The organism is Agaribacterium sp. ZY112 (genome assembly GCF_041346925.1).
Lineage (GTDB): Bacteria > Pseudomonadota > Gammaproteobacteria > Pseudomonadales > Cellvibrionaceae > Agaribacterium.
This window is the reverse complement of the sequence record NZ_CP166840.1, coordinates 2,818,099-2,830,893: the sequence shown is the minus strand read 5'-3', so window position 1 is coordinate 2,830,893 and position 12,795 is coordinate 2,818,099. Positions and strand designations below refer to the sequence as shown.

Here is a 12,795-nt window from a genome sequence, read left to right as displayed (position 1 = left end):
AAAACTTTTTATAAAAAAGTAGTTGACCCAAACAAAGAGTTTCATTAAATTGCGCGTCCTCGGGTGGTTAGCTCAGTTGGTAGAGCGGCGCCCTTACAAGGCGTAGGTCACAGGTTCGACTCCTGTACCACCCACCACGTTTAACTCACGATACGAGTTGTGACTACCGCGGTCCGGTAGTTCAGTTGGTTAGAATGCCGGCCTGTCACGCCGGAGGTCGAGGGTTCAAGTCCCTTCCGGATCGCCATATAAATAAAACCCCGCATCGCAAGATGCGGGGTTTTTTTATATCCGTCATTCCGATGACTTCAACTCACAAATTTACTAGGAGTAAATTTGGACGTCGCTTGCGACGGCGGTACGCAGCACCGAGGCTCACGCGCCGTCATGGATGCCGGTGGTAGAGCAATGCAGGAGTAATTGCCGAAAGAGCCGAGTCAACTCCCTCACGCCCAACGTACATACCTCAAAACCCTTGGCTGCCCCAAGAATAAGTTTATATTCGCCTTTCATGCGGTGTTGAATCAATACGCGGGTTCACAAATTTGCCGGGACACCCAATATGAATATAAGAGTTAGAGCAATACAGAAGCAATTGCCAAAAGACCCAAGCCCTTCCACTCAACATAGATTTTCAACACGCTCCCAGCCCACCTACCAAGCTCCTTATTACTTACGTTAAACTACCCTCAAACAACCACCACTAACGGATACCTTGTGCACTTTTTTGCTCTAAGTCTTGCAACTCTAATCATCATCGCTTTAGCCGCTTACGCCATCTCACTTCATTTAAAGCTGCACAAACGTCAAAAAGAGATTCAAAAAACCGAACAAGATGTCGCCAAACAAATCACTGAAAAACAACTCAGCGCCCGTAAAGATATTGGTTTTTTAGCTCTTGCTTACATAAATGAGCAGGTTGAATTAGCTGAAGTCAGTTTGCGAATCAGCAAGCTTGCTCAATACTTAGAACTAGATGAGCAGCAGCAAACGCATTATCAAGTGTTCAACGAGGTCGCCTCAACCATTGCCAACATTCCAACTCATAAGCAATGGAAGCAATTAAGCAAAAAAGACAAAGCGGCCCACCAGCGCACCTTTAAGCAGCTAGAAGAGCTGCACACTGATAACGCAAAAATCTCAGCTCAACAGATTGTGGACCTGAAACAAAGGCAATAACAGTATGAAAGCAAGAATATGGATGTTCACCGGCGCCCTTTCTTTAAGCCTTGGAACCGGCGTAACAATCGCCCAAACCAGCGAACAGCTAGAACGCCTTGCCATAAGTGATGCAAAACACTTGAGCGCCGCATCTAAGCGGGCCTTAGAATGGCCCAAACTAAGTAATGATTGGTATGGTGAGTTCCGCGAAACGGACCTGAAAGGTGATTTTGCCTACCAGAAAGGTATTGTAAGGCGCGACCCCAGCTCAGTACTTTATGAAGATGAGCTCTACCATACTTGGTACACCAAAAGCACAGGCCCTACCGAAGGCTTCTCTAACCCCATAAAGAATAAAGTATATCCATGGGATAAATCAGACATTTGGCATGCCAGCTCAAAAGACGGTATCAGATGGAAAGAAGACAAAAAACCGGCCGTTGTACGTGGTAAAGCCGGCAGCTTTGATGATAGATCGGTATTTACCCCAGAAGTATTGAAACATGAAGGGCGTTATTATCTTGTCTATCAGACCGTTAAACACCCCTATATTCATCAAGTAAAAAACCAGGTCGGCATTGCTTATGCTGATTCTCCCTACGGCCCTTGGATTAAGCACGACAAGCCCATCTTAAGCCCTGCAGATAATGGCAAGTGGCTAGAAGAAGGCAGCTACTCCCTAGCCGCCGAAGTACAGGGTGATTTCGACAGCCATAAAGTACACGACCCCTACCTCACCTTTTTTAATGGCAAGTTTCACCTGTATTACAAAGGCGAACGCATGGGTGAGAAAATCACTTTTGGCGGCCGAGAGATACGCCACGGTGTCGCCACATCAGACAGCCCTTTTGGGCCTTTTGTAAAATCTAAATACAACCCTATTTCTAATAGCGGTCATGAAGTGGTTATCTGGCACTACAATGGCGGTATCGGCTCGCTGATAACCACTGATGGTCCCGAACGAAATACCGTACAGTGGGCCCAAGACGGCATCAATTTTGAAATTCTAGCAGCCATACGCAAAGCGCCTCACGCAATGGGCCTAGTACGAAAAAACGACAACAGCAGCGAGCCCTTTAAAATTTTTGACTGGGGCCTCACCCACGGTTACAAAGATTGGAACGAGCAAACCATCCGCCGCTTTGACAGCCGTCAACCACAAAAGAGCAAGCGTTATAAAAACTAATACGACTGATTACACGCAGTATTTCAAGTAATACCAAACTAAGCAGCTCTAAAAAAACGGGCTAAGCAGGCTCCCTTTTCGATCAACAATACCTAAGCATATTCTGCTTAGGTATTGTTATAGCGACCTACTTGTTTTCAAACACTAAATTCTTTGCATACTTGACTATCACCGCAATAAAAAAAGCAATGCCAATATAGCCAACCGATAGATGCAAAACATTTAAAAACTCAGTAAATGGGAACATCCCCCACAAGGCCATCAGCAATAAACTAGGGAAAATACACACTCGTCACTTAGAACCGAACCATAACTAAAATGGTATATATTTAAGATTAAAGGCACAGCCTCGCCTTGCAACTGATGGAAATACTTTAAAAAAGCCCAAACCGCATTAGCGGTCAAAAGAAAAACAAGCGCAAAACACAGAGTCACACTACGATATTTTTATCAATAAGCATGCCAAAAAACCAGATAAAAAAAGGTAGAGTCATACACGGACACAAAAAGGCAGGCTGGCATGCTTGTAGCTGATATTGCCTAACTGCAGACGCCATAAAAACACGAACCAAGACGAGGCCCAATAAATCCCCCTGCCACCAAAGGCGAAAAAAACCGCATAAATTCTTGGCCAGTATAAAATCAGGGCCGATAAAAAATGTAATTAACGCTCCCGAGATAATCAGCGTTCGCGACATAAACATGCCTACTCATTTCAAGGGCCATTATATTCTTATTAACGTACAGTTTAGCGCCACGTTTTAAACCTTAGGCCATAGAGCACTCTGCTCAAGCTAAACACATAAGTTCAAGTTATACATGTGGTTTTGTGAAATCATGAGTACTACAATAGTCACACCACCACACAACAAGCATGCTTATGTACAAGCTTTTTTTTACTTTTATAAGCAGTCTACTTATTGGAGCTCAATGCCTAGCAAGCCCCACAAACCTCTTATCTTCTGATGATGACAGCTGGCGGTTTGCCGTCGCCTTTCCTGTCGTCTGGATGCCAAGCATTGATGGTCAAGTTGAATTTGAACACGGTGATAACATTGATATCAATATTGCCTTTGAAGATATATTGAAAAATTTAAACGCAGGGTTAATGGGCAGCCTAGCTGTAGCTAAAGGCGACTGGGGGCTAGGCCTTAATACCAACTACATGCGGGTAAAAACAGAAAGTGAAACTCAAGGCTTTAATAACCCCATTAATGGCAAGCCCATCATTGCCAAACACCGAATCACCAACACCGTGCATATGGGCACGAATGACCTGACACTTCGCTACCGCGTCCACCCTTCCATCAGGTTAACCACTGGGCTACGCCACTTTCACACAAAAATTGAGATTAATTTTGAACCACTTACTGACGGTATATCCACTGAAAAACACATTATTTTAGAAGATCAAGATATGTTCGACTGGATTTTTGGCTTTGCAGCCGATCACTGGTTTAATGATGACTGGGGTGTGACTGGTGGGGCCGATATAGGCCTTGACGGTGACAATGACCAAGATTTTAACGGCCAAGCATTTGCAATCTACCGCATAAGTAAACTAAACAATGTATGGCTTGGATGGCGCCACCTAGTCATCGGTAACGACATAGACAATGAAAACAGTGAAGCTCACGTAAAATTCACTCAAAGTGGACCGGCCTTTGGCTGGGCTTTTACTTTCTAAGTATTAAATCGTGCAATACACACTTATAAGAGCAAAAACAAAGCGGAGTATTTTTGAATGATGGCATTGACGCTAATTACATCATTACGACTATATAATTAACTTTAAGCCCTCAAGCAACAAATCTTTTGATCTGAAATGATATAGTTTCAGTCCCCTCTTAAGCGCTCAAAAAATGGCGACCATATACGCGAACCCATCGTTACCACTAAGGAAATATAAACATAACACTTAAGGCTCCCCATTAATTGCAGCACGGACTTTGGCCATTTCCGCGCCACCTTTCGTCAGTGCGGCAGCCGTCAAAGACTGCATATTGCCAGCATGGTCTTAGCGCTTTCCAACCGGCTCAGAAGGCCTGACGGCATCACACCACAACAAACTGCAGACATACTCGATATTACGTTACGCTTTTTGGCGAAGACCATGTTGATTTAACTACCGACGAATATGCATCTTGTTATCGAGTTTACTAAAAAAAACGCCATCATATACGACGACAGTTATATGATTGATGCCTTTAATAAAGGGGCTGATGGTTCCGCTATATTATCTAGACATGCTACCAGCTGTCACTGATGAACTATGGCCACACCAACGAACAGCTTGCTCAAATGTAGCCAAACTCATACCAAAGCTTTCGACAACAGACTACATAGGATTAGCACAATCAGAAAGTACGCTAAGACCAAAGCCCCTATAAGCCTTTTAAGGCACAAGCTTCGGTACTTGCGATCCCCCCCTGCAACACTATAATAATTACAAAATAATAAGTCCTATGCACTGCCGAGCTTTAAGATGTAGCGCACTCTGCTTGCTCCCATAGGATACATAAACCAAGATATATGCCATGCAGATCAGCGCCCTATTTTTTAACATTGAAGTCACACATCGGCTACACATCTTTAGCAAAGTAAGAGCCAAGTTACTGGGTATCACACTCGTATGTATCGGCAATCTCATAGCACTGCTAGGCACAGGTTTAAGCTTCGCTGATGAGCACTCAAGCCTTCGCTTTAGCGGTGAGCAGGCCAAGCTTGAACACATTCAAAAGTGGATAAATAAAAACAGTGATAACGGCCAACTCAAGCAAGGCGCACAACCAGTTAGCCGTTTAACGGCTGAGTTTCTTATTCAAGTCAGAGCCCTAGAGGCCGCAGGTTTTAATTTTAACTACGAACTGATTCCTAGCCCTAATTGGGCTCGTACCAGCCGCCAAGCAGCTCAAAATCAAATTGACCTTAGCGTCGAAAGTTACTGGGTAGACTCCCCGAATATTGATCACAGTGTTTTTTGGTTAAGCGAAGCCGTACTCAAACAAGGTGAAACACAGGTTGGTCTTTTTACTTATGAAAATAATCACAAAGCCTTAGCAGCCAAAAACCTCGATGATGTTCGTAAGCTCAAGCACGTAACAGTAAAAACTTGGCATGCAGATATAAACACAATTGAAGCTTACAACCCTATAGCCCTGCAAAAAGTGGATAGCTTTGAAGCAATGATACGCGTTCTTAAACGAGGCCGAGCCGACGTCGGTTTGGTTGAGTTTTTTGGTGAGCCAGACTTCCGCCACAACCACTTTGGCACCATTATTCAAGCCATACCGAATATGAAAGTTGGCCTACTCGATGAGCGTGTCTTTGCTGTATCCAAGCAGCACCCTCAATCCAAGCAGATCCTCGAAGCCCTCAACCGTGGCATCTCCTTATTACGTAAAAACGGTGAGTTAAAAAAAATGCTAAGCCAGGCAGGTTATTACCCCAAAGAAGTGGAAAACTGGCCCTATATTAATCTTGGCACCAAAGCAGCTCAATAAACTAGAACTCAAGAAGCCTAATTATTGCCCACAAAGCGCCTCTATAGCTCGAATCATTCACACCTTTAAGCACAACAGGGCTCTGATATTGCAGCCCAGAGGCAAGGCACTTATGATCACAGCTCGTTATCAAGACTCATTGCTATGTTTTCTTTTTTCCCCAAAGCTCGACTGCTAGACTCAAGCGACGCCGAACAGCTACAACACTGTTTTCAATGGCTATTAGATCACTTTGATCACAACTACTTTGATCAACACACCCAGTTGATTCAGCCTATTCGCAGCTTTTTCCCAGATAGAGCCGATAATGAGCTCGACATGGCTCAAGCCTTAAGCGCCCGAATAATCAGTTATGCAGGCTTAGCTCATTGGCCCTTTTACCTAGTTCCACCTCAGCTTTATACGCCCAAGCAACCTGCTCTACTTCAACTCAATGTACAAAGCCGCCAACAAGCACAAATAACCGCGCAAGCACTGAGCGCAAACAAGAGTATCGATAGCTTTCTGCCCAATTTAGATATTTCATACAGCAGCGCGATGATGAAAAAGCCGATGGATTTAGTCGGCAGTATGAGTAAAAACATCGCCCAACACGTATTATTTCAATCACAGCTTGTTCCACCAAGCGGCCCAGAGAGCTTTGATGCCTGTGCAGAGATGCTTGCGATCATGATGGGTTTTGGTATTTTTATCGCCAACAGTGCTTATACGTTTCGTGGTAGCTGTGCGAGATGTTATGACCCGCAAGCGAATCGCAGTGCCGCACTCAGTGAAGATGAGAGCATTTATTGCTTGGCTTTATTTGCTCACCATAAAAATATTAGCGATAAAGAGGCCTGCGCCCAACTTAAAGCGTATTTGCGCCCAAGCTTCAAAAAAGCAAGAAAACAAATAAAAAGAGAACTGAGCGTCGCAGCTTAAAATGAAGCACTAGCTAGCGGCATACAAGGAGCTAAAGCGCACTGTCGAACTCTGCCTCTTCAAACAAATGCCACAAGCGACTTAACACAGGCCCCATGGGTCTGTGGCTTGTTCTAAACGCGTGAATATCAATTTTCTGAGGCTGCATATCACTAATGTTTAATTGCAGTAGACGCTGCTCAGCTAAGGCACTATCAACAAGGTGGACGGGCATATACCCCCAACCAAGCCCCTCGAGAATAAGGTGTTTCTTCATCGCAAAATCAGCAGCCATTATTTCCCGCGAACCATTAGCAGCCATCAGCTTTATGGCTTGAGTCTGTTTGGTGTTTTCGGGGATAACAATACGAGAATAATGGCTCATATCAGCCTTGCTCAAGGCTTTTCCTTCTACAGTCTGAATAAAACCAGGCGCGGCGACAGGCACACAATCAATGGTGGCAAGAAACAAAGAGATGATATCAGGCTGGACCACTAGCTTAGGGCCAAGCACTAAATCAACCTCTGCATCAATTAGCTTTTCCATTGCACCGCGCATCACATCTGAGCTAAGAGAAAAGCATGTGGAGGGGAATTGCTCACCAAGCTGCGCTAAAAACTGTGAAATAAACCGAAGGGGGGTTAACACCTCCATACTGATTTTTAACTCTGGCTCATTACCTGTTGCTAAATGCTTGGCTGTTGTTTCAAGTGTTTCGATATTTTGTAAGATTCTATCTACTTGACTAAAAAGTGCTGCCCCATCTGTACTTAGATCTAAACGATAACCCTCGCGAGTAAACAGCTTAACGGCCAATTCCTCTTCTAAACGCCGAATCGCATTACTGATGGCAGGCTGAGTTTTATGAATTTGCTTAGCCGCAGCATTCACACCACCGGCTTCAACCACCGCTTTAAAAATCCTAAATTGTTCTAAGGTCACTCAATACCCCACCAAGTCGCACCCACTAATAACAAACAGCTCAACACAAACATCATCACATTAAAGTTATTAAGATACCGTAAAAACACTAATTATCAATGAATGATATTTGCGAGCATAGTAGGAACCTAAGAACCGAACAGTTAAACAGCACGTAGTAAGAAGCAAGCTACCAGGCAGTGGACACCAAAACATCCTCCACTGAATACCCGCAAAGTACAAGCCACGGATAAGAACCCTTATGCTTAAGAATTCTGAACAGGCCTACGGCCTTGTTAGCAAAACACTGCACTGGCTGGTTGCGCTTACGGTGTTTGGACTATTTACAGTAGGGCTTTGGATGGTAGAGCTGGGCTATTACGACAGCTGGTATCAGCTCGCCCCGCATTACCACAAGAGTGTTGGCGCCCTACTCGCGCTGGTATTGCTATTTCGTGTGCTTTGGCGCTACGTCAACCCCAAGGTTCAACCTTTAAGCAGCCATAAAGTTTTGGAACAAAAGGCTGCTCACCTTGTCCATATCGCTCTTTACCTTTTGATGTTTATGATTTTTGTTTCAGGCTACCTTATTTCAACAGCCGACGGACGTAGCATTCAAGTCTTTAACTGGTTTGAAATACCAGCTCTAGGCTCGTTTATAGAAAACCAAGAAGATGTCGCCGGTGATATTCACCGATACCTCGCTTACAGCTTAATAAGTTTGATTGCCTTGCATGTGCTTGGCGCACTCAAACATCACTTTATAGACAAGGACAGCACGCTCAAACGCATGCTTTAGCCTTTACTGACCACGTAAAAACACAAACGGAGATGAGAGATGAAAAAACTACTTGCTACTTTAGCTACCGGTGCCGCGTTAAGCTTCGCTACACTGAGCGCTACTGCCGCCGACTACACTATCGACACCAAAGGCGCTCATGCATCTATTAATTTTAAAATTCAGCACTTAGGCTATTCGTGGCTAACAGGTCGCTTTAACAGCTTTGACGGTAGCTTTAGCTACGATGAGAAAAAGCCCGAAGCCTCTAAAATCATGGTGAACATTGACCCAAGTAGCATCGATTCAAATCATGCAGAGCGAGACAAACACATAAAAAGTAGTGATTTTTTAGATGTTAAAAAATACGCTACGGCTAAATTTGTCAGTACCAAGATCACAGATAAAGGCGAAGGCAAGCTCGAAGTCATCGGTGATTTAAGTCTTCACGGCGTCACCAAAAGCATTACCATTGATGCAGTTAAAATCGGTGAAGGTAAAGACCCTTGGGGTGGCTACCGTGTTGGCTTTTCTGGCACAACGACCATTGGCCTAAAAGAGTTTGGCATGGTTGAGCGTTTAGGACCTGCCTCGACTCATGTAGAGCTTGAATTACATATTGAAGGTATTCGCCAATAAACGGCTTTATCTTGAGCAGCTGCAGCTAAACGCTGTGGCTGCACAGCGCAGCAAACAGCTCTTTCTCAAACACCTATCGCAACTACGACTAGAACACCACTACCTACCTCAACTTCTAATACTTGCCCCCTTCTAACCTGCAAATAACTGATTAAACCAAAAGCCAATATCTTGAAGCTGTTCAGGAATCACATTGTGCTGCATGGCATACTCCTTCCATACAACCTGATACCCCAAGGCCATAAGCTGCTCTGGCGCCAGTTTTCCTGTTGCCAAAGGCACAACATCGTCCTGAAGGCCATGCATAGACATTATGGGTGTCTGTATATTGATAGCGCTGTGCTCTTGCTCTAGACGTGAGGCAAAAGGTAAGTAGGTCGATAAGGCTAATACCCCTGCCACTTTGTGCTGCGAACGAAGCGCGGTGTAATACGCCACGGCCCCTCCCTGGGAAAAACCAGCTAGAACAATGTTTTCACTCGGAATGCCACGCTCAATTTCTACACGGATTAATGACTCTAACGTTTGCTGAGACTCGCTCATACCAATAAGGTCTTCTTTATCGGTAATCTCACTGCCTTTAATGTCATACCAGCCAGGCATCACATAACCGCCATTTATGGTGATGTGGCGATCGGGCGCCTGAGGAAAGATAAAACGAATACACGGCGAAGCCTCTAGATTCAAATAAGGCAATACAGGATAAAAATCATCGGCTGAAGCCCCAAGACCATGCAACCAAATGACCGCATGGCTTGGTTTGCCTTCACCATGAATACGCTCTTTAATAGACATCTTTAACAACCTGAGTTTGAGTGAGTGTTTGCGGTATAAGGACTCAGTATGCAAAACGCTCGTAAACAAGTCACTCTTCAATGAAAAATAACGCTATGAGAACAGCACAAAAAGTATTCGCAGGCATTATAGAAAGCTGTCAGCCCCACAGCATCGCCAGCTTTGGCGACGATGCCCTACAGGTTGCCAATGCTTGGAAAAACGAGCACCCTCGCTGCCAGACTCATCATTTTACACTCGCACAGCTTGCACAGCAGCCCCCTAGCCAGACCTATGGGCTTGCTCTAATAAGCCGTACACTTGAGTTACTCGACAAACACCAAGGGCAAGAGCTTATTGGCCTACTAAGAAACTACGGCACCAGACAAATTGCCATCCTAATTAAACCATCTGCGACTGACAGTTCGGCTTGGCAATTTAATGATTTTATTAGCATGGGTTTTAAACAAGTTGAACTTAGTGAAAATAACAGCGGCGACAACACGCAACTTGCTCTTTATAGCTACAGCTTAGATAGCTATAACCATGTACGAACCTGGAACAACCCTCGCTTTTGGGCCAACCCAGAAATGTGGCACAAGGCCCGCTGGTAAAAAAATGATGCAAACAAAAAATCCAATAAAAACCTCAACTGTTCGCGCCTTAGATGCACGCTTACAACACTTATTTGAGTGGGCCCTTTCAGCTCACTCAAATAGTGAACAGGCTTTTCATAGCATTTGGGATATTTGTTGTGATCACGGTCGACTAGGCCTACACCTGCACAGGGCCACGCATGGACAAACAACAAACATACACCTTGTTGATTGCGTTCCTTCAATTATCGATGCGATTCACTCACACTACGCATCACTGATAGACCAACGACTTAATGTAAGCTGCCAAGATGCCAGCAAGCTAACACTACCAACACACGGTCGCCACTTATTTATCTTAGCGGGTATTGGAGGTGGTACAGCTATTGAAATAGTGCAAAACATCTATCAACAAGCCTTAGAGAACAACCAACTTAGTGAATTAGACTTAGAGATTATTTTAAGCCCTAATTCGCGTATTGTTGAACTACGAGAATTTCTTCGTAACGGCCATTTTGAATTATTAAACGAAGCGTTTATTTGTGTCTATGGCCGGCATCACGAACATATGCATTTACGCTTTCACCCTAATAAAATACACGACACTGAAAATAAGCAGCTACCCAGCATCATTGGTGACAAAATCTGGCAAGACTATTGTGAAGACAAAGTGAACTACCTAGAAAAGCTACTCGATCATCACCAACGTCGACTTAATCTCAGTGGTAACAACAAAGTAAAACCTATTGTAGAGGCCTACAAATCAGCGCTGTTATTACAAAAAAACCACCAATGACAATGCTTATATTCTGCATAAATACGAATAACAAGCTCTCTTTAATATAGAACGTATATAGATACTTATAATAATGAAATATCGACGCCTTATAGTTTTATCTTTATCTGCTTTAGCGCTTATTTTATTGGCAATACAGCTCTTTTTTAATAACAATGAACAAAATTTAAACACCCAAGAAGCGACAAAGAAAGACACAAAAAACCATAAAGAATCTAGCTTAACGTTTAACAAGAAAAACAAGCTAGCGCCCCCGATTCGGGCTTCTATAAAAGAAGTTGGGCCCCAGCAAACTGAAAGTAATCTAGACTTACTGTGTTTGGAACAACTGCACACATTTAGTAACAACGATGACTTTGAACAATGCGCTAACGACCTTGTGGTTCTATCTGGTGAAAACAAGGAACTAAGCAACCTTCGTACTCTATTTACACATTGGCTTAACGTCGATTTACAAGCCAGCCTTAACTACTTGCTAAGCCTTGATGTTGAACACCGAGATTACTTACTAAGCTGGATACTTAAAGGTGCCAGCACTATCGATTTTGAAGCAACACTGTCTTGGTTAGAAGATCAACACTTTGAACGTGACATTTACATTGACGCTGTCACAAGCATTTATAATGCTCTTGCTTATGACGATCCAGAGCAGGCCATCTATTATGCTGAACAGTTAAAAAATCATGATCTTAAAAGCCATGTCATCGACAACATACTCGAAACATGGGCAAATAAGAATGCGGATCTTGCCATCCAGTGGATAGACAGACAACCGCGCCCTGATTTCTACTCAGACATTAAAACAAGTTTATTTTTATTACTCATTCAACAAGACGCACAAAAAGCTGGCGATTACCTTAACAACCTTGCAGAAACCGAAAGTAAGTCACGCCTTGTTATTCATTACGCTCACCAGCTGGCAACACAAGACATCAAACACGCTATCATCTGGTCTGAAAATTTAAATGACCACAGCACTTATAGAGCCGCCATCCTGCCAATATTAGAGCTCGCAGTTCAAGATAGTGAATACCAGACCCTCGCTTTAGATATCGCCTTAGCACAAAAGGATAAGGCTTTACGTGATAAGCTAGTTATCGATCTAAGTTTACAAATAGCAGCGAAAAACCCAAATTTAATCGCAGATAGAATGACACAATTCCCTGATGCGACTCAAACCAAGGTAAGTGGCATCCTTGCTCAAAAGATGTATGAAAGGAACGCCAATACAGCCATCGAATGGGTTAACTCACTACCATTTAATGCAGCATCGGATTACGCCAAACGAATAATTGGTGAAAACATCTTAACAAATGATTGGAACGGCGCGCTAAAGCTGGCTGACACCATTCAATCTCAAAATGAACGATTCTTGTTAATCAAACAAACCGTCAGCCACATAAACAGAACAAACCCCGAACAGGCACGATCTATAGTCGAGTCATTAACTGAACTCAGTACTGACGAACACGAACAACTAAAAAAATCACTTCAGTAGATAAACACAGAGAAAAACCAATAACTTTGCAGATTTGAAATT

General features: G+C 43.6%; 12 protein-coding genes and 2 tRNA genes. 12 read left to right on the top strand and 2 right to left on the bottom strand.

Annotated features, from left to right (window positions below; translation table 11 throughout):
- Window positions 1–61 precede the first annotated feature (61 nt).
- From AB1S55_RS12275 to AB1S55_RS12245, 7 genes are all read left to right on the top strand, one after another.
- Window positions 62–137, top strand: a tRNA-Val gene (locus AB1S55_RS12275).
- Window positions 138–170: 33 nt separating this feature from the next.
- Window positions 171–247 (top strand) — tRNA-Asp (locus AB1S55_RS12270).
- Window positions 248–717: 470 nt separating this feature from the next.
- A complete protein-coding gene (locus AB1S55_RS12265) occupies window positions 718–1,179 on the top strand; it encodes a DUF2489 domain-containing protein (RefSeq protein ID WP_370978472.1) in 462 nt (153 codons plus the stop codon).
- A gap of 4 nt (window positions 1,180–1,183) precedes the next feature.
- Window positions 1,184–2,347 (top strand): glycoside hydrolase family 117 protein, encoded by a 1,164-nt coding sequence (locus AB1S55_RS12260; protein ID WP_370978471.1) that lies wholly within the window; start codon window positions 1,184–1,186, stop codon window positions 2,345–2,347.
- A gap of 880 nt (window positions 2,348–3,227) precedes the next feature.
- Complete coding sequence (locus tag AB1S55_RS12255) at window positions 3,228–4,034, top strand: hypothetical protein (RefSeq protein WP_370978470.1); 807 nt, start codon at window positions 3,228–3,230, stop codon at window positions 4,032–4,034.
- Window positions 4,035–4,884: 850 nt separating this feature from the next.
- Window positions 4,885–5,850: a hypothetical protein gene (locus tag AB1S55_RS12250; RefSeq protein ID WP_370978469.1), complete on the top strand. Its 966-nt coding sequence runs from the start codon at window positions 4,885–4,887 to the stop codon at window positions 5,848–5,850.
- Between the two features lie 144 nt (window positions 5,851–5,994).
- The gene (locus AB1S55_RS12245) at window positions 5,995–6,771 is read left to right on the top strand and encodes a hypothetical protein (protein ID WP_370978468.1); all 777 of its coding nucleotides are present in this window, start codon (window positions 5,995–5,997) and stop codon (window positions 6,769–6,771) included.
- Between the two features lie 31 nt (window positions 6,772–6,802).
- Here AB1S55_RS12245 and AB1S55_RS12240 read toward each other — a convergent pair whose 3' ends face one another.
- Window positions 6,803–7,693, bottom strand: coding sequence for a LysR family transcriptional regulator (locus AB1S55_RS12240; protein ID WP_370978467.1), 891 nt, complete (start codon window positions 7,691–7,693; stop codon window positions 6,803–6,805).
- Between the two features lie 241 nt (window positions 7,694–7,934).
- Between AB1S55_RS12240 and AB1S55_RS12235 the strand changes: the two genes are divergently transcribed.
- The gene (locus AB1S55_RS12235) at window positions 7,935–8,471 is read left to right on the top strand and encodes a cytochrome b (protein WP_370978466.1); all 537 of its coding nucleotides are present in this window, start codon (window positions 7,935–7,937) and stop codon (window positions 8,469–8,471) included.
- Between the two features lie 39 nt (window positions 8,472–8,510).
- A complete protein-coding gene (locus AB1S55_RS12230; RefSeq protein ID WP_370978465.1) occupies window positions 8,511–9,089 on the top strand; it encodes a YceI family protein in 579 nt (192 codons plus the stop codon).
- A gap of 132 nt (window positions 9,090–9,221) precedes the next feature.
- Here the strand turns inward: AB1S55_RS12230 and AB1S55_RS12225 are convergent, their stop codons facing one another.
- Window positions 9,222–9,884 (bottom strand): alpha/beta hydrolase, encoded by a 663-nt coding sequence (locus AB1S55_RS12225; protein WP_370978464.1) that lies wholly within the window; start codon window positions 9,882–9,884, stop codon window positions 9,222–9,224.
- 80 nt (window positions 9,885–9,964) lie between these two features.
- On the opposite strand from AB1S55_RS12225, the gene AB1S55_RS12220 reads away from it, so the two are divergent.
- The 3 genes from AB1S55_RS12220 to AB1S55_RS12210 all read left to right on the top strand — a co-directional run bounded on the left by AB1S55_RS12220 (window position 9,965) and on the right by AB1S55_RS12210 (window position 12,753).
- Window positions 9,965–10,477, top strand: a complete 513-nt coding sequence (locus AB1S55_RS12220) for a DUF6231 family protein (protein ID WP_370978463.1) — start codon at window positions 9,965–9,967, stop codon at window positions 10,475–10,477.
- 4 nt (window positions 10,478–10,481) lie between these two features.
- A complete protein-coding gene (locus tag AB1S55_RS12215) occupies window positions 10,482–11,255 on the top strand; it encodes an SAM-dependent methyltransferase (RefSeq protein ID WP_370978462.1) in 774 nt (257 codons plus the stop codon).
- 73 nt (window positions 11,256–11,328) lie between these two features.
- Window positions 11,329–12,753, top strand: coding sequence for a hypothetical protein (locus AB1S55_RS12210; protein ID WP_370978461.1), 1,425 nt, complete (start codon window positions 11,329–11,331; stop codon window positions 12,751–12,753).
- Window positions 12,754–12,795: the final 42 nt, after the last annotated feature.